This is a genomic window from Mesorhizobium sp. M2A.F.Ca.ET.046.03.2.1, assembly GCF_003952425.1.
Lineage (GTDB): Bacteria > Pseudomonadota > Alphaproteobacteria > Rhizobiales > Rhizobiaceae > Mesorhizobium.
The window spans coordinates 3,650,172-3,676,828 of sequence record NZ_CP034449.1 but is presented as its reverse complement, the minus strand read 5'-3'; the positions used below and the strand labels follow the sequence as shown (position 1 = coordinate 3,676,828).

Sequence of the window (26,657 nt, the reverse complement as noted above, 5' to 3'; positions counted from 1 at the left end):
CTATGCGCAAAAGCACTGCGATGCCGCACCGACTGGAAGAACTCATCAATGATCACGCTTTTCGAACATGTGGGCGCCGCTACCAACACTAAGCGTTCCCGATCAAACGGAAGCCTCTATCCCTTCTTTCTGAAGGCTGTCCGGACATGAACGCATTTGATGTCCGTCCAACGCTGGATGCTCCCGACGACGATCTCTATCTTTGGCTTGAAGATGTGGAAGGCGAGCGGGCACTTGCCTGGGCCGCCGGCCAGTCGGCAAAGACCCTGAAGCACTTCAGTGGAACGCAGTTCGAGCGCGACCGCGCGACTCTGAAGGCAGGCCTGTTCCCTAAGCGGCGTCGCATCTCCCCCGGCCGAGTCGCATGGCTTGAATCCGATATCAGGGCTTGGATGGAAACTAGATCTGAGAGCCGCACCGCATGAATGTAGCCTCCCAATATCTTCTCCCGTCTGTGGCGCATCACGAAGCCGGGCACGCGGTGGCCGCCATCGTTTTGCACCGTCAGATGTTCGACGACGACCGTGAACTCCCTGCTTTCTCAAGTGTTAGTATTTACCCCGACGCCGGTGACGGAGAGTGCGGTGGTTTTGTCGAAGGCACGGTTTTCTATTCAGCGCAAGGATTCACCTCGGAGCTAAAGCCGATTTTCGAGAACGATATGGATCGACATTTCCAACGCGATGAAGCGATCCAAGAGATAGTTGCGTGTCTGGCAGGTCCTTTTGCAGAATCCGCATTCGAAGGCTATCTGGACCCGCGCGATATGGCGATGAATGCGTCCGATGGGAATGAGGGGAGCAGCGACTACGCGGATGCCAAGCGAATCTATGGTGAGTTGCGGTTCCTGATGCCGCGCCGCCCCCGTTGGAGGCGGATCGAAGATCGCACGGCCCGGCTAGTACTCGATCACTGGTCAGCCATCGAAGCATTGGCCGCGCATTTGCTGGTCAAGCATGATCTCCAATTCGATGAGGCTCTGACGATTGTTGCGCCGCATCTTCCGCCCATGCCAGCAGCTACGCCGCCAGAGCGTCATCCGCAGCCTGCTTGATCAGCCATTCGATGTGATTTGACCACATCTGCAACACCTCGCGCTTCTCCTTGACGTTGCTATAGAGATCGTAGATTTCGCCAATGTCTCCGGTGCGGGCTCACAGCCCGTCCATATAGCCGCCAGTCTGCTGCCTTCGAGTGGCCCATGTTGGCCGCGGCCAGGAAGTGGCGACGATTGAAAGGACAAAATCAGTTGCCGAAACTCATCGCAGGTGACGGTCTGGTGGCAATTTGGGCACATCTTGTGTCTCGTCGCCAGTAAACACGGATGCCCGGCAGGAGCTGAGCTCGCTGCCGGCGGAAATCGTAGAGCGCCAGCGACGCATTCTGATCTTTCGTCAGGCAGTCGACCGCCTTGGCATACGCCTCGGCCTCCATCTCGATCGACCTGAACCGGTATCTTGTGCGCCATCCGGACGATCTGGGAAAGCTTGGCCGGGCCGGCGCCTTCCCAGGCGCACGGGAAGCGCGACGACCCATGTGGACCTTGGATTTCACTCCGCACTTACGCTGCTTTGGCCTTGTCAGCAGCCTGAGCATAAAGCGTGCTCAGCTTTCAGGCCGAGCACTCATCCATTGTTGACAGCACCTGTCGTCATTCAGGATCGCCCCATTCTCGCAGGCCGCTTGCAGCTTTCAGGCTGTTGTCAGCCAGGGCCGCCATAAAGGGTCTCGTTAAACAATTCAGGAGGCCGTTCCAATGAACAATCAGTTTGCGAGACTTTTTCGAGGACCAGGTATGCAGGCTTGTTTCAGGACAAAGAACTTTCTGGCGGCAACCACCGCGATGACGACGGTATTCCTGCCGGCTGTGTCTCTCGGGGTGGGTCTGGTAGCATTTCCAACTGGAGAAGCGTTGGCCGACGACCCGATTTCGATCCCGCTGGAGTATGTCGGGGAAGGCCATGACCGCCTGGGCATCTGGGCCAAGATCAACAATGGCAACGCGCAGCGATACGTATTCGACACGGGCTCGGACCAGCTCAACACGCAGATCGGGTCAGAGGTGACCGGGGTCCGCCCGATTGCCGACACGCCTTACGTATATACGTACGGGGACGGAACGTATGGTAATAAGCTTCAGAACGTGGAAATTGATAAATTTACATATGTCGATCCAGATCAAAAGATAACAATCGACGGGCCGTCTGTAAGCGATAAGAAATACCGGGCTGCTCGCATTCTCGATTTTGTCTATACCCATGCGTATTGCAAGGACAACAATCTTAAGTGCACGCCGGGATCCGTGACGGATGGACTTAAAGATATGTATGGTCAGGATCTCCAAGAACCTTATCACGCCGATAAGGAGCAGCGGGCGAAAATGACCGCTGGCAAGATGGCAGACGAAGGCGGCGATTTCGCAGGTACATTCGGGGCCGGCGATTTTCTTGGCAAGACAAGTGTCTGGGGCATGATGGGCAGTGTCACCAGGTCTGGCTACGTGGTCTCCGCCAATGTGAATCCGGATTCCGAGAGCGACCAAACGCCTGGCTGTTCCCCCTGCACGATTGTCAACCTCAATCCAAGCCTCCGGGCCCAATATACTAATGCCATGCCATGGGGAGAACCCGAGGAAAAAGATCAGGATTCTTATCAGAATTTTCCTGGCTCTGGCGCCAATGCCTCGACCGAATACGAAGGCAGCTACAATCTGCAGTACACGGTTAAGGATGGAGCCCCACCAATCACCGACCCCAACAAGACCGCGGTATTGCTCGACACCGGCACACCGGGCGGTGGCAGTCTGGAGATCAGTGATGCGATGCTGAAGCAATTTCAGGATGCGGGCGTCAAACTTAAAAATGTTCGGAGAAATGAGCAACGCGAGATCGTAAGCGCATCGGGCAACATCCCGAGCGTTACAATCGCAGGAACGGATGGCGATCCGGTAAGGCTGGACAATATCGACTTCACCTACACCAGCGGCACGACGGAACAACCCAATGACCAGACCAGTTTTGTTGCCGGTCTTGACTTCTTCAAAAACAGATCGGTCATTTTCGATCTGGAGAAGAAGTATACCGCTTATACGTCACATTTCGTCACTGCCAGCAACTTCTCTACCGATTCATCCGCACCCGAAGGGACCGGTCTGAGCAGGATCACGACGAGCATGGGGAATGAGGGCGGGTTCGGCATAGCGGGTGTCGTCTCCGGCTCCGGATCGCTGACGCTTGATACAAAGACGGTGGTCCGGATGACGAATGTCAACACCTACACCGGCGAGACGAATATTGCTCAGGATGCCTATCTCTCGCTTGCGGGGCTCGGCAACATCCAACGGTCAGCGAAAGTCGTTGCAGACGGCACGTTCGATATCTCCGAACATGGAAATGGCAGCGACTATTGGGGAATCTCCGACGCCTACAACGATGCCCGTATTCGTAGCCTGAGTGGCAGCGGAACGGTCGAACTGGGCAAGCGTACCCTGGTGCTAACGGATTCGAACGACACGTTCGCCGGCAGCATCAACGACCTCGACGTTGATAACAATAATATGGGCGGCAAACTATTCGTTGCCGGTGGCGTGCAAACGCTGAGCGGAAAGAACAATTTTTCCGGCATGACGACGGTCGGTTCCGGCGCGGGATTGCTGCTTGCCGATACAGGTGTGCTTTCCCATGATGCGACCACGTCCGGCTTTCTCGGGAATGACGGGCAGATCGGGGGCACGGCTATCGCAAACAGCGGCGGTGTCGTCGCAGGCGGCGGCACCTACGGTGCGGTCACCATTTCCGAGGGCGGCACGGTCGCTCCTGGCAGTGCGACCGATCCGAGCAGGATCGTCACCACACTGACTGTCACGGGCGATTTCGCGCAGCAGTCCGGATCGATCTATCAGGTCGACCTCGCAAGGTCGTCCGATCTCATCGATGTTGGCGGAGCAGCGGCGATCGACAGCGGCGCGCAGATCGAGCTGCTGCGGCAGGGAACGCTATCGGTCGATGCCCGATATACTCTGCTCTCCGCAGCAGGCGGCGTAAGCGGCACCTATGGCGGGCTGACGGGGGCTCTGGCGACAGACGCGACGCCCTTCGTCGATTTCCAGCTCGTCTACGATGCCAACAATGTCTATCTCGATATCAGCCGCACATCGACGGCGTTTGCCGATGTAGCCAGCACCTTCAATCAACGCTCGGTCGCCGCAGCGGCTCAGGCGCTTGGAAGCGGTAATCCGATCCAGGACAACATCCTGTTCCTGACGGCGCCGGAAGCCCGCAACGCTTTCGATATGCTATCAGGCGAGGTTCATGCTTCCATTCATAGCGGCCTCATCGAGGACAGTCATTCTGTACGCGATGCCGCGAGCGAACGGATCCGTGCGGCGTTCGACGGCGTCGGTGCCTCCAGCGTTCCGGTGATGACTTATGGGCTGGGTGGTCTGGAACTGGCCCCGGCAACGAGTGAGAATTTCGCCGTATGGGGCCGTGGCTTCGGCGCCTGGGGTCATCTCGACAGCGACGGCAATGCCGCCGGTCTCGATCACTCGACAGGCGGCTTTCTGGCTGGCGGTGACGCGGCTGTCGGCGAAAGCTGGCGGCTCGGCCTCATCAGCGGCTACAGCCATACCTCCTTGGAGGCGGACGATCGCGCGTCGTCGGGCTCGAGCGAGAATTACCATCTCGGTCTTTTTGCCGGCACGCAGAACGGCAATCTCGGTTTTCGTTCCGGCCTTGCCTATACCTGGCACAGCATCGAGACCGGCAGGTCCGTGGTCTTTCCAGGCTTCGCCGACAGCCTTTCGGCCGATTACGACGCCGGCACGTTCCAGGCCTTTGGCGAGCTCGGCTACCGTATCAATACGGCTTCGGCTTCCTTCGAGCCCTACGCTAATCTCGCTTATGTGAATTTTGACGCCGATGGCTTCACCGAGAATGGCGGCGCAGCCGCCTTGTCGAGCGGGGATCGCTCGAGCGACACGGCGTTTACCACGCTAGGTCTGCGTGCGTCGACGGTACTGACCCTCGGCACCGTGACTGCTACCGCGCGCGGCGGTCTTGGCTGGCGCCACGCCTTCGGCGACGTCAGGCCGGATACCGCTCTTGCCTTTGCTGGCGGTTCCTCCTTCGCCATCAAGGGCGTGCCGATCGCAAAGAACGCAGCTCTGCTCGAAGCTGGGCTTGACGTAAACATCACCGAGAACGCGACGTTCGGCATCGCCTATCAGGGACAGATCGCCTCGGATGCCCAGACACACGGGTTCAGCGCCAAGCTCGGCGTCCGTTTCTAAATCACCCGCAAAAGAGATTGGTTATGAAGTCAGTGAGTGCATTTTCTTTTACCGTCGTTCTCGGCTCAGCGACGGTGATGTCTGTGTCCGCCGCGCGAACGGACGATGCCTGCTACAACAAGGCACAAAGCCTATGATGACGCAATGTTCAATCGACGACCTGAAGCCAGTCGATGGCGAGCTTGACAAGCTCTACAAGGAGATGGAGACCCGGCTCAAAGAGTCCCGGCGCATGTCCAGGAACTGGTCGAGACCGCGAGGGGCTACAACGCCACCTCGGAGAACACGCGCGACGCCTACCCCAAGGATTGGCGGCATTTTTCCTCCTGGTGCCGGCGCGCTGGCTTCGATCCCCTGCCTCCGGGCTCGAAGGTGATCAGGCTCAATATCAGCGCCTGTGCCTCGGGCACCGCCGCCGGCGATCCGAAGCGTGGCGCCCCTGCCCTTTAGTTTGCGACCATCGAGCGGCGGCTTTCCGGCCTCGCCTGGAACTTTACCCAGCGCGGCCGGCCGTTGGACCGCGCGGAGCGGCATATCTATAAGGTTCTTGCCGGCATTCGCCGCAAGCACGCAAAGCCACCGCGGCAGAAAGAGGCGGTCCTGGCGACGATCTGCTGGCGATGATCGCCACGCTCGGCCACGACCTCAGGGCCTGCGCGACCGCGCTATTTTGCTCCTGGGCTGTGGCGGCGGCCTGCGGCGCTCCGAGATCGTCGGTCTCGACGTCATGCGCGACGACAACAGCGATGGCGCCAGCTGGATCGAGATTTTTGACGGCAAGGGCTGCTGGTCACCCTGCGCGGCAAGACCGGCTGGCGCGAGGTCGAGGTCGGCCGCGGCTCCAGCGACCACACCTACCCCGTAGTCGCGCTCGAGAGCTGGATCCGCTTTGGCCGCATCGCACGTGGACCCCTGTTCCGCCGCATCTTGTCGATCAGGTCGATATAATACGAAAAAGCCGCCGCCATTCGGGACGGGCGTCGGCTATCATGTCCAGCCATTATGCGGCGAGCGGATAGCTTTCGCCGGACCAGGCAGAGAACTTGGCGGCAAAAGCCTTCATCTCGTCGACCGCGAATGTGGTGCGCGGTTGCGAACTCGACTTGCTGGGCGAGAGGGACCTCGCCGAGAAAGGCGCTGACATGAGCGGGATGCTGCTTGGCCAAATCGAGATCCGCAAAGCAATCGGCCAGCGCCGCGTCGTCCAGCTGTACGCTGCAGGGCGCGTTCACGTCGTCAAGACGGATGCCAAATGCTTGCTCATAATGGCCGCAAGGTAATCGTTTCGGGTCGGAGACACAAGTTGCCGCCTCCTTCGCCGTAGAGTGGCCCGATACAATCACGATCGATATTGCCACCTCTTATCGATAGTGATCGCATAGTTCCCTGATTCGACTCTCAACCGCTCATATCAAGCGATTACTTCCATGTATCTGCTGCGCTAGCCCGTCCTGGCCTTGGAGTGTCGCTCCTCACCTCCTCCACCACTCACCAGCCCGATGGGAGTATCGCCCGCCAGCAGCTTCTCCTTGCTGAGCAGCGCGGCAACCTCAATCGCCTCGAAATCGGGCAAATCCCGCAGTGTGTCGAGGCCGAAGTGCAACAGGAAGGTCTTGGTCGTGACGTAGGTGTAAGGCGTGCCAAATTCAGCGGGCAGGCAGACGTTGACCCACAACAATCAAGGGGACGGTGCAGGCCAAGATTGCGGCAGGGCTTGGGCCCCCCACCCTTCTCCTCAGAACTCCGCTGCTTCCAGCTGGCGGCTGAAACTCACAGGCGCAGCCAGCTTGGTCTCTAACAGCATCGATCGCATCATGGTGTCTGCCATGAATCCGTGTGCGTGAAGCGCCCCAGAGCGAAGATGTTGGGCGTCAACCAGGTTCACTCCAATGAGCTTCACTTCTCGAGTTCTGCACAGTGTCCACGACTGGCGCCGGAGGTTGATCCGGTGATTAGGAGGAGCACTCGTTGTCGGATTCTCGACGATGTCGGACATGTGACACAACGCTTCCAGAGCGATCGCATTGTTCCGAAACGATTTTCCCAGTTGGCACGAAGGTTGCGGCCCTATGCGCAAAAGCACTGCGATGCCGCACCGACTGGAAGAACTCATCAATGATCACGCTTTTCGAACATGTGGGCGCCGCTACCGACACTGAGCGTTCCCGAGCCGACGGAAGCCTCTATCCCTTCTTTCTGAAGGCTGTCCGGACATGAACGCATTTGATGTCCGTCCAACGCTTGATGCTCCCGACGACGATCCCTATGTCTGGCTTGAAGATGTAGAGGGCGAGCGGGCACTTGCCTGGGCCGCCGGCCAATCGGCAAGGACTCTGAAGCACTTCGGTGGAACGCAGTTCGAGCGCGACCGCGCGGCTCTGACAGCCATTTTCGACAATCGCGACAATCTTCCCCTGATCGCGCGCCGTAGTCAGTACCTCTACAATTACTGGCGAGATGACGGTAATCCACGCGGACTGTGGCGCCGGACCACCCTTGCCGCCTACATGAAGGCGGATCCCCAATGGGAGCTACTGCTCGATCTGGATGCTCTCGCGGCTAGCGACGGAGAGGACTGGATCTGGGACGGCGCGTCCATCGAGCCGGAGAGACGGGAAAGAGCCGTTCTGCGCCTGTCGCGCGGCGGCAGCGACGCGGTCGTGCATCGCGAATTCGACCTGATTTCTCTGAGCTTTGTCGCCGACGGCTTCAACCTCCCCGAGGCCAAAGGCTACGTTAATTGGCTGGACCCTGACACGCTTCTGCTTTCCAGTGCGCTTGGTAATGGCATGGCCACCCGCTCCGGCTATGCGCGCACAGTTCGACTGTGGAAGCGTGACGCGGATCCCCTCACCACGCCGGCAATCTTCGAGGCCGGGTTCGAAAGCTTCCAAGTGTCTGGTCATTCGGACCGCACCGGCCGCAGCGAGCGCCTTTGGTTCATCGAGCAGCCGGCCTTCTTCGAGAAGATCAGCTGGATCGGCGATAGGAGCGGGCCGAGGAGGCAGATCGATCTTCCTCGCGACGCGTCGTGGCGGGTCTTCGGCGACTGGCTGGCGGTAAGGCCGCGCAAGCCCTGGACGGTGGGAGGCACCACCCATCCCGCCGACGCGCTGATCGTCATCTCGCTTTCCACTTTCCTCGCCGGCGGACGCCTTTTTGAGACCCTGTTTCAACCAGGGGAAAGGCGCTCCATGCAGTCATTCTTCTGGAATGACGGGAAGCTCATTATCTCTTACCTCGTCAATCTCGCACCGCGTTTCGAGATGTTCACTCCCGGCCACCAGGAATGGACGCGCCGAGTCCTGAACACCCTGCCCGCCGAAGGTACTGTCGACGTCTGGTCATTCGATGCGGCAGTTCACGAGACCAATGGAGAGGTCCTGATCTGTGCTCAGGATCCGATCACGCCGCCGCAGCTCTTGCTGTTCGATCTGAATGCCGCGCCGTCTCTCAGCGCTTCAGCAATCCTGAAGCGCAGCCCGGAGAATTTCGATGCATCCGGACTGGTGGTCACGCGCCACGAGGCAGTCTCTATCGATCATGAGCTGATCCCCTATACGCAGGTTGGTCCGGCGAACGGGAACGGAGATGCTCCGATTCACCTTTCCGCTTATGGCGGGTTCGGCGTATCATTCCTGCCCTACTACAACTCCCCGCTGGGCAAGCTGTGGCTCGAGCGCGGCGGCACGTGTGTCGAGGCGAACATCCGCGGCGGCGGCGAGTTCGGCACCCGCTGGCACGAAGCCGGGCGCAGGGAGGGCAAGCGTCTCGCCCACGACGATTTCGCCGCCGTTGCCTCCGACCTCGTGCGAAGGGGCATCACCCTGCCGAGGCGGATTGCCGCCGAGGGTGGCTCAAATGGCGGCCTGCTGATCGCAAACATGCTGACCCGCTATCCTGAGCATTTCGGGGCTCTGTTCTGCACAGCACCGCTTATCGACATGCGTCGCTACACCAAGCTCTTGGCGGGCGCGAGCTGGATCGACGAATATGGCGATCCGGACAAGGTTCACGATTGGGCTTTCCTGAAGGAAATCTCCGCCTATCACGCCGCAGCGCCGGGACAGCCCTATCCGCCTATCCTGATCGCCACCACGAAACGCGACGACCGCGTCCATCCGGGCCATGCGCGCAAGATGGCCGCAAAACTGCAGGCTCTTGGCTATCCCGCTTACTTCTACGAGGCCAGCGCAGGCGGGCACGGCTGCGGCGAGGACAATCGGGAGCAAGCCGCATTCATCAGTCTAGGCACCAATTTTCTCCGCAGCGCAATCGGCTTCAACGATCACCCTCCGGAGACGGCGGAACGCGTTGCAACGCAAGAGGGGCATTTGAGGTCCATCAACAATTCATTCGAGCAGGAGACGAAATAGTGCAGTGCATCCTTTCTGAACATCAAGGAGTGAATCTCATGGCGAGAACGCGAATGGGCGTAGCGCGGGCAACAGCAGCGGCGGTGGCCCTGATCATGGTGGGACAGCAGGCCGTCGCCGCGGAGCCTGCGCAAGCAGAGACCGTCCTGGCGGAGACGGGAGCCTCGGTCACCGAAGCGCCAATCCCTTGGCAGGTCCGCCTGCGGGCGTTGGGCGTCGTTACGAAAGATCTGGGCTACGTTGATACGCTTCCCGGCTCCGGTCTTTCGTATTCGGACACGGTGACGCCGGAACTCGATATCTCGTATTTCTTCACCGACAACATCGCCGCCGAACTCATACTCGGTACCACTTATGCCAACATCGCGGGCCAAGGGACGATCGGAGGGTTGGGCAACATCGGCAAAGTTTGGCTGCTGCCGCCGACACTCACGTTGCAGTACCATTTTACCGATCTCGGCGCGTTCAAGCCTTATGTCGGCGCCGGCGTGAACTACACGATCTTCTACAACCAGGACACTGGCAGCGCTGATGCTCTCAAGGTGAAGAACACGTTCGGCACGGCGCTGCAGGTCGGATTCGACTACATGGTGGACCAGCACTGGGGCCTCAACTTCGACGTGAAGAAGCTTTTCCTGAAGCCGGACTTCGACGTCACGGTGACCGGCGCGAAGCTGACGGGGAAGGCGGAGCTCGATCCCTGGCTGATAGGCGCAGGTGTCACCTACCGCTTTTGAATATCAGAGTGAAGTCTGCTTCCCGACTGCCGGTTTAAATGAAGGGCGCCTCGCGCGCCCTTTTTTACGGTCGACACTGCAGCGCAAGACCTCATGAAGCTATTGTCGGGCGGGGTTCTCTTCCGGCGGACCAAGAAGATGCACTGGCCAACCGGCCTTGCGCCTGAGGTGGAGTGCTTAGAAGCGCTTTGGATCGGGACGGGCTTTGGTATTGTGGGTGGAATGCTTCAGCCAGACCATTTGCCAGCATCGTCTCCCGGACGTCATGTGTGAGCTTCTTTGTCAGCGCAAGGCGAACACGGATCTCCTAGCAGGCCGTTGAAGAAGTGTCCCGTTTGGCCTTGAGGATTGCCTCGTCGCCGTTGTGATAGAAGGTGATGTCGATGGAGCCGTCGTCGAGCAGTTCAGCATGGCCGTCGCCTGTGACCTCGTCCATTTCGTCGAATCCGACCCATGTGAAGAAGACCGTCGACGGGCCGTAGCCGAGTTCGAGGGTTAGATGAGCCAAACGCCAGTGGGGCGTCCTGGGGACGACGCGCGCGAGATTCTGGTCGTGGTGGCCAGCCCAATACGATGTGAGAAGTTGCTGCCGGTGCGGGTACCGGAGGTCGCCGATAGTGACAGCCGATGTTCGACAGCGGCAAGGACATGCTCAGCCGTCAACGCGCCGAGGGCTTGGCCGGGAATGGTGGTGATGGAACCAATCCAGAAAGCGGCGGCTGCCCAGGAGAACGCCTTCGCGGGACTTTGACTCCAGTCCGCACACCCTGCTCAGATAGTCCGAAAAAGAGGTCAGAAGCGGAGCATCCGGATTATTATCTACACTGGGAACAGAAGCATGGAAGCGTTCTGGAGCCACTCGCCGCGCGTTTACCAGTGCCGACACTGCTCCAAGCTGACTATCTGCCATGACCACCTGCCGAACGTAGTCCGTTGATGCCACCGGTACCCTTCGCGGTCTGCTCCAGCGGGAAGATCGGGTCTGATCGACCCTGCTGACCTGTGCGGCGGCCTCTCTCGCTAGGGCGTCCCCCTTCCTGTCGTCCTCCTCCGCCGCTTTCGGCTGCTTTCGGCCCGCCGCCCTCGCCAAGGCGTCGTAGTCGGTAAGCGCGTCCTCCGTCTCCTTTAGGGGCTTCATCGCGTGACTAGAGTTTAGCGCGTGTTTGTAGGCGGCGGACCGAATGGTCGTCGAAATGCCACTCAGCGCCACCGCAAGATGCCCTAGGGCTTCCGCCTCATGATCTGACAGCGGCACGTCACGATTAGAGCCGATTGCCCTGCCTTCTTCCAGTTTCACAATGTTTGTAGTCATTTCCTGCTCCATCGCGTTGACTGAGATACGATGGAGACGGAAGTGGAGAACAAATTTTTACAAGCAACTAAGATGATATTCTCGTCAACGGGACAATAGTGGACGTTGAGGGCGGCGAACAGGGTGGTGGTGCCGTTGCGCTTGTAGTCGTGCCTCATCGTACCGAGCCGCCCCTTCTTCATCGGCAGGCCGGGTGGGTGCGGTCGAGCGCCGGATCTGGCTCTTTTCATCGACCGACAGAACGATGGCATGGGCCGGCGCATCGAGATAGAGGCCGACGACGGCGCGCAACTTGTCGACGAACTTCGGATCATTGGAGAGCTTGAACCTGGCGCCAGCGGTGGGGTGCGAGACCATGCGCCTTCCAGATGCGCCTGACGGCGCTGGCGCTGATTGCGGCGGCTTGCGCCATCATGTCGGCGGTCCAGTGGGTCCTCTCGCCCGGCGGATCGGCAAGCGTCAGTGCCACGACGCGCTCGCCGACATCGGGACCGAGCGGCGGAATGCGCCACTGTCGCGTCTTGTCGCGCAGCAGCCCGTCACAGCCTTCCGCGGCAAAGCGCTCCTGCCAGCGCCAGACGTCGGTCTTCGACTTGCCGATGCGGCGCATGACCTCGCCGGTGCCGACGCCGTCGGCGGGCAAAAGCACTATCTCGGCGCGCCAGACATGCTTTTGCGGGGCGTTGCGATCCCTGATCAGCGCCGTCAGACGGACGCGATCGGCCGACGAAACGGTGAACGATCTTCCTGTGCGCATGCGCCAGACTCGCACGCGCAGGCCAGAAAGGGAATCTCTGATTGGACTCCTATGTCAGGCGGGAACCACTAGACGCCGAGACCGCCGATGCAGACATGTTTGGTGTCGAGATAATCCACGATGCCCTGGAGGCCGCCTTCCTTGCCGAGGCCCGATTCCTTGACGCCGCGGAACGGCACCTCCGGCGTGGTGATCAGGCCTTCATTGACGCCGGTACTTCAGTCCTTCCATCACGCGGAAGGCGCGACCGAGATCGCCGGTGTAGAAGTAGGCCGCGAGGCCGAACTCGGTGTCGTTGGCGAGCGGCGTGCCCGACCTGAGACATGGGTGACGTTTTGTACCGGACACGGATGAAGTGCACCCCTCGGGTGAGCGTTTGCTCGATAATATCCACTGAAGTGAAGCAGTCGGTCTTAATGCTGGAACTCATGCCACCCGACCGACCCGGGAATTCGCAGCAGCGGCGCCGTCGAGTGCAGAACGAATGCCGTCAACCAAGGGGTCGATCTCGCTTTCGGTGATTATATAGGGCGGACAGATTCCAAGCACGTCTCCCATATTGCGGATCATGACGCCGTGCTCGCGGCACCGCCGCTCGACATCGCCGATCCTCAGCTCGGGCGCGAAGACGCGACGGGCGCACGATCCTCGACGATCTGAACCCCCGCGATGAAGCCGCGGCCGCGGGCTTCACCGACAAGCGGATGGTCGCCGAGCGCGTCCGCGAGGGCTCCATGCAAGTGATCGCCGAGACGACGCGCCTGGGTCACGAAATCGATCTCGCTGTAGATCCTGATCGCCTCGGCGGCGACGGCCGCTATCACCGGATGACCGGAGTAGGTGAAACCGTGACCGAACACGCCGACCTTGTGGGCCTCGTCAGCGGCGCATTGATAAATCTTGTCGAGATAATGACGCCGCCAATGGGCAGGTGACCGGATGAAAGCCCCCCGGCGATCGAGAGCATGTCCGGTTCCATCCCAAATGTCTGGCTACCAAACCAGTTCCCGGTGCCTCCGAAGCCGCAGACCACCTCGTCGGACAGCATGAGGATAATTTCTCACTTTCTTGCGAAGATCGGGGGTGTCCACGGTCATTCGTATTACGCGAGATCCGCGAGGCCAAAAACCATCATACCAGAGAGGCGAAACTGCTATCTAGGTGTTTAGATGCAAGAAATTAATCCTGCATTGTTCCCGCACCAGGAACACCCGAGAGGATACCAAGCAGTATTGAACCTTGTTGAAAATGCTCTCGGCGCGCTGGGCGTTATAATTTCTCGAAGGCGATCACAAGGACGTCGCGATAAGCGTACGGCATTTTCAGGTTTTCGGCCACAATCGACGATACATCGTGAAAGGTTTCGCGGTCGTTGCAGATCACAAAATCATTCGGGGAGTTCATTTCGACCTCGCCGAGGAACTCCTTTGAGGCGTCGGTGATCATGCTCATGCCGCCGGTGACGTTGACCCGCCCAATCATATAGCAAGCAATGAAGTCCACCCCGTCCTGGTGAAGGCCCTCGGGTGCCGGTTTGCCATTTACACCATCGCGCGCGACAATCCGGTAGGGATGGATCTTGATATTCCAACGATCATGTCGGGCGGCTTCACATAGAATTCTGCAGAAACCTGTCAGAATCTTTTCTAAGACGGGATGGTCTATAAAGGAGTTTTCAAGGGGCTCGAAGTGGCGCTTGAAGCCGCCATTCAGATGATTGACACTTTTTGATTGTTCGTAGGGGGCGTGGGGTAGGAGCCTAAAGATTCCGTCAGTCGCGTCATATTCAAAAGCGCTATAGCGCCGGTAACGATATGTTCCGCCGTCACGCATGTATTCATCGAGAAGAAGTCGATTCCAATGGTCAGCAAAGTTCTTCCAGGCTGCATCAATTTCGATGCCAAAGCAGGCTTCGGCGCGCTCGCCTTTTGAAAACCACCATCCATTTGTCACCAGACCGTCAGTGCATTGTTGACTGAGGTTGGCCGGCGCCTGGGGTGCGTTGTTTTCCACGGGTGTCTCCCTTTTGGTGACTTGGCGAGGACGGAACGCTTTGGACAACGCTATGTGGGTTGCGGCTTGGTATTCCCAAAGGTCGCGGTCCCTAATGTATCTCGGCGTCCTGGCTCGGATCGACCGAGGTAAAAAGCGTGTGTGATCGACTATGTAGCTGACGCTCCCGCTAACGCCCTCGAGGGCGGATGCAATGGCCCGTTCGCACATCTGGTGAATAGTACTGCCCCATGCACCTGAAACCGCCTCTTGGGACCAGGCTTGCTCAAGCCCTTGCTTCAAAACGATTGATGCCACGTCAAGAGAAGCGGTTTCGAGGTGACGCAGCGCGTCGAAGATAATGGCCGCGGCAGGGGCCTCGCGGACTTCGAGAACCTTTTGGCCGGTTGTGATGTGTTCAAGCCCGACAAAGCGGCCGTGCCCGAATTTGCCGACCGTGTTATTCAGGAACGGGATTGCGTCGACCAATGCAACATCACGGTCATCAATTGACACGAGACTTCCGTCTGCAAACCCGAGTTTGATCTCTACCGGCTGCTCTGCGGGAATGTGGCGCGTCCAAGCAAATGCCTCCTCGGGGATGGAAAAGTTCTCGGGATCTTCCAAAGGCCCCGACTCGAATTCCCGACACCAGAGGTTTTCGTCCGCGCTCCACGTGCGGTCCGCCACAAAAGTCGCTCCACACTTGGACAGGTCGGAGGTCTTCTGTTGTCGGGATATCACAGAGCATTCATACGGACTGCCGAAGTTGCCGGAAAATCCTGAGCGCTTAATGCTATTGTTAAGGCGCGGAAGACTGTTTTGAGAAAGGTTTGCTGTATGAAGAACCAGCCGTGAGTTGATTGACCTAGCATGATTAACAACCAAAGATGCGATTATGGGACGGCTCAACGAACTGCTCAACGGATAGATGCCAAGGTACTTGGCGTGGGCTCGAATGGCTGATTTCACGCCTTGTTCGACAAAGGCATCCCGCCCTTCGAGGCAGACAAAGCGCGCGCCGAACATGGCTGCCGTCCGTTCCAACAAAGGCTGATCGATGCGCGTTCCGACATCCGCTGCGACAGCTTCAATGTTCGCAAAGCCAAGGCTTTGCAGCTTGTAGAGAAGATAGGTGCTGTCGAGACCGCCGCTGAACATGGTTGCAACTGGTGCGGTTCGGTCCGGAAAAGCCTCCAGATCTTCAAAACTCGAAATGCCGCCGATGGCGGGTTTGGTGGAAGCCAAGATGGGGTTCATTTGGATGTCCTGCTCTCAAACCAGATGCCAGCAAACGTCGCAGCGAGGACGAGGCCTGCGCCTATCAAGCTCGGTACTGTCAAAGGCTCATTCAGAAGAAGGTGCGCTAGAACGAAACCAAAAAAAGGTTCTGTTCCCATCAAGAAGCCAACCCGTGTCGGTGTGGATTTTCTCACTGCGGCATTTTGAATGTAGAATGCAGCGAGGGTGCAGAAGAGTGCAAGGAAGGCAACAGCGCCCCAAAACTGAAGGGTGGCCCTCACAACAAGGCCTGAAATTCCGAACTGAGCGACGGCCAAAACGAAAGTAAGTGTTGCCACCGTCGATCCTTGGATGGCCGTCAGGGCTGCAGATGAAATCTGCCGGCCGGCCAGAAGGCGTTTGGTGGAAACGACCATAACCGCTCGCAGAATCGCGGCCCCCAAGACAAGCGCGTCACCCGGGCTGAACCTGCTGATCCCGCCAGTGAGAATGCCGACACCGATGCACGCTATGGCAGCACTTGCCAAAATGCCCGTAGGTGGAAGTCGCCGTGATAGCCCATAGTCGATGCTCGGCGTGAAAATCACACAAAGCGATATGATCAAGGCCGTGTTCATTGCGCTTGTCGATGCAACGCCGTAAGTTTCAGCAATAAAGATGCAAAAAAGTATTGTTCCCAATGCGAAGCCGCGGATGAAATCGCCCCAGGAGACCAATGCGATCTCATGTCTTGCAGCCACTGCCGTAATGATCGTAGTAATCAGGAAGCGATAAAGAACAAGTATCGAAACCGGCGCGTAGAACAGTGCGCCTTTCCCGACCGGATAGCTCGCCCCCCAAACGAATGCGACTCCCAGCAAGGCTAGATCCACCGAGAAAGATGGCGTCCGTGTTTTCCTGACAGGTATTGGAGAACTTTCGAAAACGTCCACCTTCAAAGTTTCCTTTGTGTTAGCCATCCACCCCTGCTGCGAGGGTCAAACAGATCAGGTCGTTCAGCCTCTTGGGCGATCCGTGCCGCGGCGTACTTGTTTTTGGTAACGCAAGTGCCGTGCCGATTCGGAAAACCATTGCTAGACAACAACCTGGTCGCCTTGATAGTTCGGCGGTTCATGTCCATTGTTGTCAGAATGCCGACAATGACTTCAACTGCAGGGATCCTACCGGCAGGGCCTCAAGGCGAACACGCGGCTCCAAGATGCCGACACGATGGCTGGTTCAGCCATGCTTCGACAGTTGCCTGTTTTTTCAGTTCCTTTGCTGTTCGTGCGCTAACCGCAACGCTCCATACTAGTCTCGCGTGGCTGTCCCCGTGGGGTGGGCGGCAGAAAGCGATTAGGCCCGCTGAAAGAGGCGAACCGCATCCGAAGGATCGTAACCAAGAGAAGGACCTGAAGCGAGAGCGAAGGTTGCGGGAGGCCGCGGCGGGCCTAAAAGGCAATGCCGACCGCCCCAGGAAAGGCTGACAAAAACCGCAGCGGCCGACTGTCCAATAGGGTGCGCCGGGCCAGGGCGAGCCAAATGGCAGGGGCTGCCGGGGGACCCTAAGAAAAGCCTGGGTTCACGAGCACCCGGCGCGCGCCATCAGGCGGCCAGCTACTTGGAGGGCGGGTGTATCATGCCTGTTTGTCGGGCCGAACCAGATCCATGTGGCTGACGCCGAGGGCCAATGCCAGTTCATAGATCGTGATAATTGTCGGATTTCTTCGGCCTTTCTCCAAGCCGCTGATGTACTGCTGACTGAACCCGGAAATCTCCGCAAGCTGCTCCTGCGTCAGGCGCTTCCTTTGCCTGATCCTCTGCACATTCCGTCCGACCAACTTGCGCATATCCATGCACGCAAGCCAGCGGATCAGGCGGCTTGAGTTTATCAACTATAATATGTAATCCACATTTAGCAGGCACAGGGCTTCGCGGGTCCATTGGCCGGAGATAGAATTAGCGATGTTGCAGCCCAGATCGAACACGCCGTTCGCCGACGAGGTCCCCTGGTCGGACCGCATTACAGCCTACGACAAGGACCACTTTACAACCTATATGAGGCTCCTGGACGCCTCGGCCGACAACGCCACTGAAGAGGAAATGGCCAAAGTGATCCTCGGCATTGATCCGGCACGCGAACCTGAGCGCGCACGCAACGTTCTTCGCAGTCATCTCGACCGTGCAAACTGGGTGGTGACGAGCGGCTACAAGGATTTGTTCGCCAGTTGACGAAATGGGCGGTGCGGTCGCTTCGCTTCAAGCAACGAAGTCGCGCAACCGCCATGCATCGACGTATCACCACAGCGCGGATGGCCCAGCGCTTCGCTGTCTCATCATTTTGTCCTCCGCTCGCCAATGGCTGCTTCCCAGGAATGGGTGCGGCGGCGAATCATGACAGGAACGGGTCCGCCGTCTGAGCCGCACCGCATCCGAAGGGCCGGATGGACAACCTACTGAAAGCTCACAGCTGGCTAAGGGTTGCGGGACGCCGCGGCGGGCCTAGAAGGATGCGGCGCCACCTGCTGAGAAAGGCACAAAACAGAGCGAATTGCGAGAGTCTAACGACGCGCTAGGAGGCGCAGCGGAATGGTCGAGACGCCAGAGCCAAGAAAAGCGGGGCTCGACCCACCGGCACACGGCACGCGCGGTGATGGGCGCGGGCGCCCACTACGTGCGCAGGCTCAACAGAATCTCACACGGATCAGCATCGAGGGCCGCAGTTACGTCGAGAAACTCAATGACATCGAGACGCCGTTCGCCACCCTCATATTTCGCCACGAAAGATTGCGGACGACCAAGCTTCTCAGCCACCTGCGCCTGCGTCAGCCCTTTGACATTGCGCAGTGAGATCAACTGGGCCAGAAACCGCTGGTGGCGGGGAGATCGAAGAGATTTGGGCATTTAGGTGAACCGGCAGGTAGAGACCGGCTCAGCGACTAATCCCCGTTTCGGATTATCCCATTTTGGGATATTCTGCCTTGGATCCAGCGATCAACATGCGAGGTTCGCGGCAGACATGAATCAATCAACGGGAACAGATAGGACTCAAAGCTCAACACTGCTCGACGAAGTCCCTTGGTCTGACCGTCTTACCGCCTACGACAGGGCGCACTTTACCATCTATATGAGGCTCCTGGACGCCTCAGCCGATGAGGCGCCCGAAGAGGAAATGGCCCAACTGATCCTCGGCATTGATCCGGCACTTGAACCGGAGCGCGCCAGGAAGGCGCTTCGTAGTCATCTCGACCGTGCGAACTGGATGGTGACGAGCGGCTACAAGGAATTGTTCGCCAGCTGACAAATTCGCAGTGCTCGGTCATAGAAGCGTTCCTGTGCCATTGGTCAGGCTGATCGGGGCCTGCACCACAGACGCGCCGGCAAAATGGACCCGGTGGCGAGCACAATTCAGTTCCCAGGAAATCGGGGTTTGGCAACTGTCCGAGCGTCTGACGTGATAGAAGGTTCCGCTCTGTCTGGATGGGTATTAGCCCGGAGCAGCACTCCATATCGTACCGGCGCTCGACGAAGGGTCCACCTCTTCGCTTTCAAGCCGCATAACCGATAGCCATCGCCCTAAGTCAAGGGTTAGAGATTACCGGCAGGCAGGTATGCAAGCGGGCCATCCTCGGAAACTATATAACCGCACGACTAGCTGTGAGCTTTCGGGAGGTTGTCCATTCGGACCGGACCGGGGAGACTGGAGTTACCAAGCTTCAGCACTCACCGGAGGGTCCGAATGAACATCCATAAGAATGCCCGTCTCACACCGCTGCGTCGAGAGGAGATGGCGCTGTCGGTGATAGAAGGCGCTTTCTCCAAAGCCCATGCGGCGCGTGTCTACGGCGTGTCGGCCAAGATCGTGGCGCGCTGGGTCGAGCGCTACAAGTCCGAAGGGCGGGCCGGCATGATCGACCGTTCCTCGCGGCCCGCCAATATGCCGCAGGCCACCGCTGCGTTGATCGCCGAGCGCATCATGGCGCTGCGGCGGCAACGTTGGACCGGCAAGCACATCGCCCATGAGGTCGGCGTCTCGCCCGCCACCGTTAGCCGGGTTCTCAAGCGTGCCGGACTGTCGCGGTTGCGGGATATCGAACCGGCCGAGCCGATCCGACGCTACGAGCGCGAGCATCCTGGCGAGATGATCCATATCGATATCAAGAAGCTCGGTCGTTTCGAGCGCATCGGTCATCGCATTACCGGCAAGCGCACCGGCAATGCCAGCTCGCGCGGCAGCAGTTGGGAGTTCGTCCATGTCTGCATCGACGACGCCTCCCGCATCGCCTTCTCGCAGATCCTGCCCGACGAGAAAAAAGAAAGCGCCATCGCCTTCCTCAAGGCGGCGGTGGCCTACTACGCCAGCCTCGGCGTCACGATAGCCCGCGTCATGACCGACAACGGCTCCTGCTACAGATCAAAGGCCTTCGCCAAGGCCTGCCGCGATCTCGGCCTCAAGCACGTCAGGACAAGACCCTATACACCCAAGACCAATGGCAAGGCCGAGCGCTTCATCCAGACAGCACTGCGCGAATGGGCTTATGCCATCGCTTATCCGACTTCAGATCACCGCGCCGCAGAGTTGCCGGTCTGGCTGCACAGATACAATTGGCACCGTCCCCACGGGAGCCTAAAGTCCAAAACACCTATCAGTCGCCTCGCTCTAACCGAGGACAACCTGTTGAGGCTCCACAACTAGCTCGTCAGCGACGACACACCCGCTCGAGCACCCATAGACTATGATCACCGGCGCGGACTGGAAGAATACGGCTGCATCGCCCGAGCCGGCGGAACAGAAGATCTCGGCATCCAGTCAACGCTCGATACAAAGCGCGCGATCGAATGGCCCGAGCACAAGGGGATCAAAAAGCTTCTCAGACAATTGAGGACCCTTCGGACCCCAAAAGGGCTATAGCCTGATTTTGGGTTCGCACGCCTAGCTTCTTCTTGGCATTGTCCAAATGAAAAGCGATCGTGCGTGGCTTGATACCCAAGATGCGGCCGGTCACCCAGGCTGAATTACCCCGCGCTGCCCACCTCAGGCACTCATATTCGCGGGATGTCAGCGAAACCCCATCCACTGTTCGATCGCTCGGCAATTTGCGGCGAACGCAACGATGAAAGCAGGCCGCCATCAGTTGAAGAGCTTGTTCGTACCGCTCAGCGACCCGAAGAAATACTGGACGAGGCTCATCGGCGGCAAAAGTAACCGCAGCGATGCGGCCGCGGAGATCGACAATTGGGATCGTCAAACCGCAGCAGATGCTGAATTGAGCCGCCTCATCGAATAGCTGCTGTTGAGCCGGCGACATTTTATCGCCTCCCAAATTCGATCCCCAGTGAAACGGGCAGCCGCCATTTCGAGCACGCAAGACCACAGGATCGAGTTTCTCATACTGATTTTCCAGATACTGTCTGGTCCAGCGGGGTGGATAGTTTGAAATTAACCTCGGTTTGCCGGAAGGCCGTGCTGGCAAGGAGAGGTAGGCAAAGAAGATTAGGTCAAGTCGTCCGGCCGCCTCAGCCATGGCATCCCGGAAATCTGCCTCATCGATACTCTGTGACAGTCTTTCAAGGAATGTCTCGAAAACAAGTGGCATGTGCCTCGTCATCGTCGCGCTCGATTCTTCCTCTTTCTGCACGCCTTCCGGCTGCGTCGTGTATGTCCCGACAAACGTGATTGAATTCGCGGGCGTCGCTGGGCTGACCGGGCTCCAGAATGCTGCCACACTTTCGATCTTCGTCGGTCATCCAATCATGCTGGGCTCACCCGATGGGCGTCTGGCAGACGCCTCATGATCTCAACAGCTCAATCAGAGAATCTCCATGCATTAAATCATGACCGCCCCTGCACCGACCAAATCAGGAGAAATCATCCTGCGCTGACCAAAAGCCATCATTGACCCCAGCTTTTGCAGGAATTTGGGTCGGCATTAGCATAACAATTCGGATAGCCGCTCATCCCCCACCCGGGGCGCCGTGATCCGCAAAGAAGTGTTGCGATGCTTTCTTTTCTTTGATAGGCAAATCGTCTCAACAATATTAAAATGCCTTCCTTGTGAACGGGTGCGTGTGAGTATCGTCTTCTATATACCTGACGTGATAAAATTCACCGCAATGATTATGGCCCGCTGCAATGATGTAAAGGGCACGTCTAAGCTCAATCTGCATCGGAACGTGCAGATGACCTTTACCAGACCCTCGATCCCGCACGGGCCATAATGATACTGATTACGTGGGTCAAAAAGGGCGCCCTGCCGGCGGGGAGGTACACCCGCAGGGCGCGCCGCACAGAGGTCCTGGTCGTTGGGCAACAGGACAGCGGCGGCAGAACTGATTCGGTTACAAATCGTGACTGAAATAGCCCGGAGCATGCTCAAGATCAGATATCTGGAATTCAACAGTTTTGGGTCTGCTCGGCGCAGTAGCGCGCAGGGACATGCCTGCCTCCGGACTCGCTCCTTCGCGATCGCAAAATCATACGGCACCCTCGGCCTTCAGCGCGCGATAGGTGGTATCGACCGACTTTACCGTCGCGTCGACAATGATGTCGATCTCTTTTCGGGTAATGATCAGGGGGGGGGCATAACCGAGGATGTCGCCATGCGGCATGGCCCGTCCGATGACGCCATTCTCAAACAGAGCAGCTGCAGTGCGCACCCCGACCTGAAGGTCGGGTTCGAATGGTATCCTTTGTTTTGGGTCCCGCATCATCTCCACGGCCGACAGGATACCCACTCCGCGAACTTCACCAACGATGGGATGTCCCGCCAGCTCGGCCTTCATCCGGTCTTGCCAATACGGTCCAACATCGCGGACATGCTCCAGAATATTTTTTTCTTTAAGCAGTCGAATATTGGCGAGCGCGGCTGCGGCACAAAGCGTGTGCCCCGAATATGTCCAGCCGTGGCCGAGTGCGCCGTGCTTCTCAGTTCCTTGTTCCAAAACCGACCAGACACGGTCGCCAATGATTGACCCGGAGATGGGGAGGTAGGCGGAACTCAAACCCTTTGCGATGGTCACGAAATCCGGACGCATGTTATACAGGTGGGAACCGAACTTCTCGCCGGTTCGCGCGAAGCCACAGACCACTTCATCCGCGATTAGAAGGATATCGTATTTGTCGAGCACCGCTTGAATGGACGTCCAGTACCCTTTGGGGGGCGGCACAATACCTCCTGTCCCAAGTACCGGCTCTCCGATAAAAGCTGCAACCGTTTCCGGTCCTTCGGCCAGGATCAAGGCTTCAAGCTCATCGGCACAGCGCCGGGAGAACGCTTCCTCGCTCTCCTCGACACGCGCCTGGCGGTAATAGTGCGGCGTGGTTGTATGGCGCACCAAATCCAGAGGCAGGTCGAAGAAATTGTGAAAGAAGGGAAGGCCAGTTAGGCTACCCGTGACCAATCCAGACCCGTGATAGCCGCGATTTCGCGAGATGATCTTTTTCTTTTCGGGCCGGCCAAGAATGTTATTATAGTACCAGACCAGCTTGATGTTGGTTTCGTTGGCATCGGAACCGGAGAGGCCGAAATAGACCCTTCGCATGTTCTGACCGAAATACTCGACCACGGCCTCTGCCAACAGGGCGACCGGCTCCGTACCTTGGCTGGCATAGACGTGTGCGAACGGCAATTCGTGTGCTTGCCTGGCAATGGCCTCGGCGATCTCCGTGCATCCATATCCCATGTTGACGCAGTAGAGTCCTCCGAAACCGTCGAGGCTCCTTCGGCCTTCGGTGTCCCAGATATAGACGCCTTCCGCACCGGCCATAATCCTATTTGGCGTTTCGCCTCGGCTGTGCTTGGCCAAATGCGTAGAAGGATGGAAGACGAAGCTTCTATCCTTCTCCCGGAGTTGCTCGGTTCCCAGATTGCTCAAGCGCATGTCCCTCTCCTCGCGATAAATTGGCGGAGGGCACTCGGCCAGCCACCTGTTTAGCAAATAGCATACCGGAAACGTCCCTTGAGTTTCTCGGGAATGCAGGTTATTCGCCGTGAAATTCGCGGGATCGGCCCGAATTGCCGTGAAAACTAAGGCGTCACGTTCGCCTTAGCCGAGGGTCGGGGGCGCGTCATGCAAACACGAACAGCTTACGACGCGCATGCGCCCAGCATAGTGCCCGATTAGCGGGCGATATTGACGGATGAATAGCGCTCGGGACGCTGTTCCCGCCGGCCGCGCGAGGCACGATAGAGCGCCGGCGGCCATGTTCCGCCGAACTGCCGGTCATCCCTTACATTCTGACGGTCCGGATCGGTCTTGCCGTTCCCAAGGGTGGTAATGCAGGTGATCAGGGGCAAAGCACATTCGCCTCGATCAGCAGGCAGCGGGTTCCGTGCCGCGGCACAGGCTCCAACCTGGTTGGCCAGCGCTGAGAGGCTGAGGTCGTGCCCTCGCGCATATTGATCGCTTTGGCGGTGCGGCGGCTGGTGCTCGGCAGACTTCTCGAAGGAGCATAGCCAGAAGGTTCGGCCCGGCAAAGACGCGCGGCGAGAGCTCCTTGCCATTGACATCTTGATTCGCAGCCGACCAGCGCCGCCAAGTTCTATCGTGAGCGTGTTGCCTTTCTTGCGATCGCAAATTCGTGGTTGCTGCGCAGGGCGAGCCGAGCTGCGGCTCGCAGGAGGGGGCGAGCCGACAGAATTGCGCGGCCTGAAAAGCTGCCTCCATCAATGCTGGCCGCTCGTGCAGTCTCGAAACGCTGGATCAAGCCTCAAACATCGAACAGCCGCTCCTTTTCCTCGCGAAACCAGCGCCCTCGCGCGACATGATCTTGTCTGACGATCCGACGCTTCGAGCGGGGCTCCTCTAATAGGTTGCACATGACCTGCAGCTTTCAGCCAAACTCAGCAAATCGGACGTCTCTTCTTATCATCGCTCGGCAAGCTCGGAACACGCTGGGGGACGTTGCTAAGGCTAGTCGCCGCCAGCGGATGGCGAGGATGTTTTGGCGGCTAAGTGCTTTTAGGTGGGCGATTATAAGCCGAGATCGCGATAGGTGCTTTCGCCATAGCTCCTGGCGCCATCGCCACGCTGAGCGTTTGAAAGCCGATGAAATTCGCTGGGCCAATTGGCTAGCGCGTGCTTGATGGCCTTCATCTTGAACGGCACGTGCACAACACATTTGTCCCTGATGATAGGCGGACAGCTCGCATCTTGTTGCCGCGAGCCGTTAAGGTTTGCTGCGATTATCGGCAGACCTAGATCAAGGGCCAATTCCATTTCCCAGCGCACGAAGCGAAAAAGGTTTTTCGTTTTCTCACCGATCAGGACAAGTACCTGGCTCGATCCATTCATTCTGTTGCGAAGATTGCGTTTAACATAATCTTCGTCCTGTGCTCGGCTCGTCATATTGTCCAGATCGTGAGCGTTCGCGAATTCAAAACTCACATTCTCGCTGGCATTCCACCCTTTCATAAAGCGGTATGCCCAAGCGTCTTCATCGCCGTCAAATATTACATAGGTCGGATCGCTGTATGCCATTGTTGTCTCTTAGTTGTTTTGACGAGCAACCCACTGGGTGTGCTCCCGTGAGAAAGCCAGTTCGGCTTCGTTCACCGCGGCGGAGAATGCCTCATCCGAGTTGGCGTCCGTAATAAGGTCGGCAGTCAAGCCGATCTCGTGAGCTGTCAACGTGTAAGCCGATGCCAATTCGTTAAATTTCTTGATCTGGGTCCACCCGATAAGCGAGGCGGCGATGACAATTAGCGGCTCGGTCGGCCAGCCAGGCATCGCGGGGTCAGCGATGCGTACTACGATGAACGAGAATCCCAGAGCGTATGCAAAAATACCAAGGCCCATCCAGACTTTCGCGGACCTCTTGTTCGAGCGCGCCTTCTTCTCGTACCACTTCCGCTGGTCGCAGATTCGTCTCTGCAGATATATGTCTTTTCTTTCTTTTAGCGGGGAGTCCCTTATCGACATCATCTGGTCGGTTGTTTGGGGGGATGCTGAATCGGTGCCGCTCAACGCGCTACCAAGGTGACGATTGCTATCAAGGATACCTTCCATGAGCTTTCGAAAATCAGCTCTGGCGTCAGCGGCGCGCGCGTCATCGAACGGCTGTGCTCGCATCGCGAAGCGCCAAGTCAATGTCTTCACCGACTCTGCAAGAGCTCGAGCCTGATACCAGACCTGCTCGGGCTTTGTGACCGACCGGAAAATGAGGACTCCCATTGAGCAAAGAAATACCGCAGCATAGACACCGAAATAGGCTTTTGATGGCGACAAGTCCAAAGAGAGCACCGACGCTAAAAAAGAAGAACGTACTCTGCCCGGATCAGGCGGAGAAACGTCGCCTGCTGCTCGTTGGATGCCACGTCGGCGCTATTATAGAGTCCAGGATATTTCATTTTTGAAGCACACCAGTCTATTTTGTGGCGGTAAATTCTTTAAGCCAGGATTTGGCAAACGTGAGGTTAGCAGTCGAGCTTACAGAGCCTATTCTTGAGCGAGGCGCGGTCCCTCTGTTCATAAACAGGAATGCAGGTCCTGTCCCATCAATGTAAGGGTATAGGCCCAAAAATTCTTGCCCGGAGAATGTTTCCGAAGAATTTTTTGCCACGGGCAGAACCGCTACCGCGGTCCGAAACCCATCGAAAAAGCCAAGCTCCCAAGGCATCCATCTGGATTCTGGAGAATTGTTTGAATGCACATAGATTAGCGTCTTTGACTGCCTCATACGGGTCCGCAGCAACTCGGCGGTGGCCGAGGAGACCTTTGTGCGGTCCAGTTGTGAATCTTCGACCCAATCTACGTAAGCAGTGAACCCAAGCTCCTCGAAAATTCGCTTCACACCGAGAATGATCTCTGCGTCCTTGAAAGAATGTGACAGAAAAACGTCGAATGAAGATCTGGCTGTAGCTGCGGCCGTCTCTTCCTTTAGAACGATCGATGCGGCTCTATGTCCTCGACTGGCATTCGCAACTCTTTTCAGCTCTGCCTCGGTCAGTAGCACTATTCAAATCCCCCATGA

24 protein-coding genes and 4 pseudogenes are annotated in these 26,657 nt (G+C 58.0%); 10 read left to right on the top strand and 18 right to left on the bottom strand.

All coding sequences use genetic code 11. From position 1 onward, the window contains the following. The first annotated feature begins 146 nt into the window (after positions 1 to 146). From EJ072_RS17545 to EJ072_RS36025, 5 genes and pseudogenes are all read left to right on the top strand, one after another. The gene (locus EJ072_RS17545) at positions 147 to 425 is read left to right on the top strand and encodes an AlpA family phage regulatory protein (protein WP_063169289.1); all 279 of its coding nucleotides are present in this window, start codon (positions 147 to 149) and stop codon (positions 423 to 425) included. Next, complete coding sequence (locus tag EJ072_RS17540) at positions 422 to 1,054, top strand: hypothetical protein (protein WP_063169290.1); 633 nt, start codon at positions 422 to 424, stop codon at positions 1,052 to 1,054. Before EJ072_RS17545 ends, EJ072_RS17540 begins: the two co-directional genes overlap by 4 nt. A gap of 702 nt (positions 1,055 to 1,756) precedes the next feature. Continuing rightward, the gene (locus tag EJ072_RS17535) at positions 1,757 to 5,290 is read left to right on the top strand and encodes an autotransporter domain-containing protein (RefSeq protein WP_082826570.1); all 3,534 of its coding nucleotides are present in this window, start codon (positions 1,757 to 1,759) and stop codon (positions 5,288 to 5,290) included. A gap of 243 nt (positions 5,291 to 5,533) precedes the next feature. Continuing rightward, positions 5,534 to 6,217: pseudogene (locus EJ072_RS36875) on the top strand (integrase); the annotation flags it as partial. 116 nt (positions 6,218 to 6,333) lie between these two features. After that, positions 6,334 to 6,570 carry a hypothetical protein gene (locus tag EJ072_RS36025; protein ID WP_063169293.1) on the top strand — a complete coding sequence of 79 codons (237 nt, stop codon included), beginning with the start codon at positions 6,334 to 6,336 and terminating at the stop codon, positions 6,568 to 6,570. 161 nt (positions 6,571 to 6,731) lie between these two features. On the opposite strand, the pseudogene EJ072_RS17520 reads toward EJ072_RS36025, so the two are convergent. Together EJ072_RS17520 and EJ072_RS36390 are read right to left on the bottom strand one after the other, a co-directional pair. Further along, positions 6,732 to 6,932, bottom strand: a pseudogene (locus tag EJ072_RS17520) (SMC-Scp complex subunit ScpB); the annotation flags it as partial. 93 nt (positions 6,933 to 7,025) lie between these two features. Then, the gene (locus EJ072_RS36390; protein ID WP_095769041.1) at positions 7,026 to 7,286 is read right to left on the bottom strand and encodes a hypothetical protein; all 261 of its coding nucleotides are present in this window, start codon (positions 7,284 to 7,286) and stop codon (positions 7,026 to 7,028) included. 217 nt (positions 7,287 to 7,503) lie between these two features. On the opposite strand from EJ072_RS36390, the gene EJ072_RS17510 reads away from it, so the two are divergent. Together EJ072_RS17510 and EJ072_RS17505 are read left to right on the top strand one after the other, a co-directional pair. Next, a complete protein-coding gene (locus EJ072_RS17510) occupies positions 7,504 to 9,666 on the top strand; it encodes a prolyl oligopeptidase family serine peptidase (protein WP_126080676.1) in 2,163 nt (720 codons plus the stop codon). A 38-nt stretch (positions 9,667 to 9,704) separates the two neighbouring features. Continuing rightward, the gene (locus EJ072_RS17505; RefSeq protein ID WP_063169295.1) at positions 9,705 to 10,403 is read left to right on the top strand and encodes an OmpW family protein; all 699 of its coding nucleotides are present in this window, start codon (positions 9,705 to 9,707) and stop codon (positions 10,401 to 10,403) included. 307 nt (positions 10,404 to 10,710) lie between these two features. On the opposite strand, the gene EJ072_RS17500 is transcribed toward EJ072_RS17505, so the two are convergent. From EJ072_RS17500 to EJ072_RS17465, 9 genes and pseudogenes are all read right to left on the bottom strand, one after another. After that, positions 10,711 to 10,911, bottom strand: coding sequence for a hypothetical protein (locus EJ072_RS17500; RefSeq protein ID WP_244514237.1), 201 nt, complete (start codon positions 10,909 to 10,911; stop codon positions 10,711 to 10,713). A 144-nt stretch (positions 10,912 to 11,055) separates the two neighbouring features. Beyond that, positions 11,056 to 11,715 carry a hypothetical protein gene (locus tag EJ072_RS36870; protein WP_063169296.1) on the bottom strand — a complete coding sequence of 220 codons (660 nt, stop codon included), beginning with the start codon at positions 11,713 to 11,715 and terminating at the stop codon, positions 11,056 to 11,058. Positions 11,716 to 11,816: 101 nt separating this feature from the next. Next, positions 11,817 to 12,472 (bottom strand): annotated as a pseudogene (locus EJ072_RS17490) (IS630 family transposase); the annotation flags it as partial. 68 nt (positions 12,473 to 12,540) lie between these two features. Next, a pseudogene (locus tag EJ072_RS17485) lies at positions 12,541 to 12,775 on the bottom strand (aldehyde dehydrogenase family protein); the annotation flags it as partial. Between the two features lie 308 nt (positions 12,776 to 13,083). Continuing rightward, the gene (locus EJ072_RS37305; RefSeq protein ID WP_063169297.1) at positions 13,084 to 13,332 is read right to left on the bottom strand and encodes an aminotransferase class III-fold pyridoxal phosphate-dependent enzyme; all 249 of its coding nucleotides are present in this window, start codon (positions 13,330 to 13,332) and stop codon (positions 13,084 to 13,086) included. Beyond that, complete coding sequence (locus EJ072_RS37300; protein WP_263485461.1) at positions 13,293 to 13,520, bottom strand: aminotransferase class III-fold pyridoxal phosphate-dependent enzyme; 228 nt, start codon at positions 13,518 to 13,520, stop codon at positions 13,293 to 13,295. Before EJ072_RS37300 ends, EJ072_RS37305 begins: the two co-directional genes overlap by 40 nt. A 221-nt stretch (positions 13,521 to 13,741) precedes the next feature. After that, complete coding sequence (locus EJ072_RS17475) at positions 13,742 to 15,724, bottom strand: argininosuccinate synthase-related protein (RefSeq protein WP_063169298.1); 1,983 nt, start codon at positions 15,722 to 15,724, stop codon at positions 13,742 to 13,744. Continuing rightward, positions 15,721 to 16,665: a DMT family transporter gene (locus EJ072_RS17470; protein ID WP_082826572.1), complete on the bottom strand. Its 945-nt coding sequence runs from the start codon at positions 16,663 to 16,665 to the stop codon at positions 15,721 to 15,723. Before EJ072_RS17470 ends, EJ072_RS17475 begins: the two co-directional genes overlap by 4 nt. A gap of 657 nt (positions 16,666 to 17,322) precedes the next feature. Further along, positions 17,323 to 17,541, bottom strand: coding sequence for a helix-turn-helix transcriptional regulator (locus EJ072_RS17465; RefSeq protein WP_029354714.1), 219 nt, complete (start codon positions 17,539 to 17,541; stop codon positions 17,323 to 17,325). A gap of 109 nt (positions 17,542 to 17,650) precedes the next feature. On the opposite strand from EJ072_RS17465, the gene EJ072_RS17460 reads away from it, so the two are divergent. Then, positions 17,651 to 17,917 carry a DUF2285 domain-containing protein gene (locus tag EJ072_RS17460; RefSeq protein WP_063169299.1) on the top strand — a complete coding sequence of 89 codons (267 nt, stop codon included), beginning with the start codon at positions 17,651 to 17,653 and terminating at the stop codon, positions 17,915 to 17,917. Positions 17,918 to 18,355: 438 nt separating this feature from the next. On the opposite strand, the gene EJ072_RS17455 is transcribed toward EJ072_RS17460, so the two are convergent. Continuing rightward, entirely contained in the window at positions 18,356 to 18,589 is a 234-nt protein-coding gene (locus EJ072_RS17455) for a helix-turn-helix transcriptional regulator (protein WP_082826573.1), read from the bottom strand. Positions 18,590 to 18,704: 115 nt separating this feature from the next. On the opposite strand from EJ072_RS17455, the gene EJ072_RS17450 reads away from it, so the two are divergent. Both EJ072_RS17450 and EJ072_RS17445 read left to right on the top strand, forming a co-directional pair. Next, complete coding sequence (locus EJ072_RS17450; RefSeq protein ID WP_063169301.1) at positions 18,705 to 18,986, top strand: DUF2285 domain-containing protein; 282 nt, start codon at positions 18,705 to 18,707, stop codon at positions 18,984 to 18,986. A gap of 438 nt (positions 18,987 to 19,424) precedes the next feature. Then, on the top strand, positions 19,425 to 20,381 hold the full coding sequence (locus EJ072_RS17445; protein WP_063169302.1) for an IS481 family transposase: 957 nt from the start codon (positions 19,425 to 19,427) through the stop codon (positions 20,379 to 20,381). 175 nt (positions 20,382 to 20,556) lie between these two features. Here the strand turns inward: EJ072_RS17445 and EJ072_RS17440 are convergent, their stop codons facing one another. The 6 genes from EJ072_RS17440 to EJ072_RS17420 all read right to left on the bottom strand — a co-directional run bounded on the left by EJ072_RS17440 (position 20,557) and on the right by EJ072_RS17420 (position 26,639). Continuing rightward, positions 20,557 to 21,294 carry a LuxR family transcriptional regulator gene (locus tag EJ072_RS17440; protein WP_082826574.1) on the bottom strand — a complete coding sequence of 246 codons (738 nt, stop codon included), beginning with the start codon at positions 21,292 to 21,294 and terminating at the stop codon, positions 20,557 to 20,559. An 865-nt stretch (positions 21,295 to 22,159) separates the two neighbouring features. Continuing rightward, positions 22,160 to 23,566, bottom strand: a complete 1,407-nt coding sequence (locus tag EJ072_RS17435) for an aminotransferase (protein WP_063169303.1) — start codon at positions 23,564 to 23,566, stop codon at positions 22,160 to 22,162. Positions 23,567 to 23,805: 239 nt separating this feature from the next. Continuing rightward, positions 23,806 to 23,982 (bottom strand): hypothetical protein, encoded by a 177-nt coding sequence (locus tag EJ072_RS36020; RefSeq protein ID WP_164781893.1) that lies wholly within the window; start codon positions 23,980 to 23,982, stop codon positions 23,806 to 23,808. Positions 23,983 to 24,658: 676 nt separating this feature from the next. Then, positions 24,659 to 25,165 carry a TIR domain-containing protein gene (locus tag EJ072_RS17430; RefSeq protein WP_126080675.1) on the bottom strand — a complete coding sequence of 169 codons (507 nt, stop codon included), beginning with the start codon at positions 25,163 to 25,165 and terminating at the stop codon, positions 24,659 to 24,661. Between the two features lie 9 nt (positions 25,166 to 25,174). Further along, positions 25,175 to 25,927, bottom strand: a complete 753-nt coding sequence (locus tag EJ072_RS17425) for a DUF4231 domain-containing protein (protein ID WP_281061018.1) — start codon at positions 25,925 to 25,927, stop codon at positions 25,175 to 25,177. Between the two features lie 124 nt (positions 25,928 to 26,051). Continuing rightward, on the bottom strand, positions 26,052 to 26,639 hold the full coding sequence (locus EJ072_RS17420) for a toll-Interleukin receptor (RefSeq protein WP_167508689.1): 588 nt from the start codon (positions 26,637 to 26,639) through the stop codon (positions 26,052 to 26,054). Positions 26,640 to 26,657 lie beyond the last annotated feature (18 nt).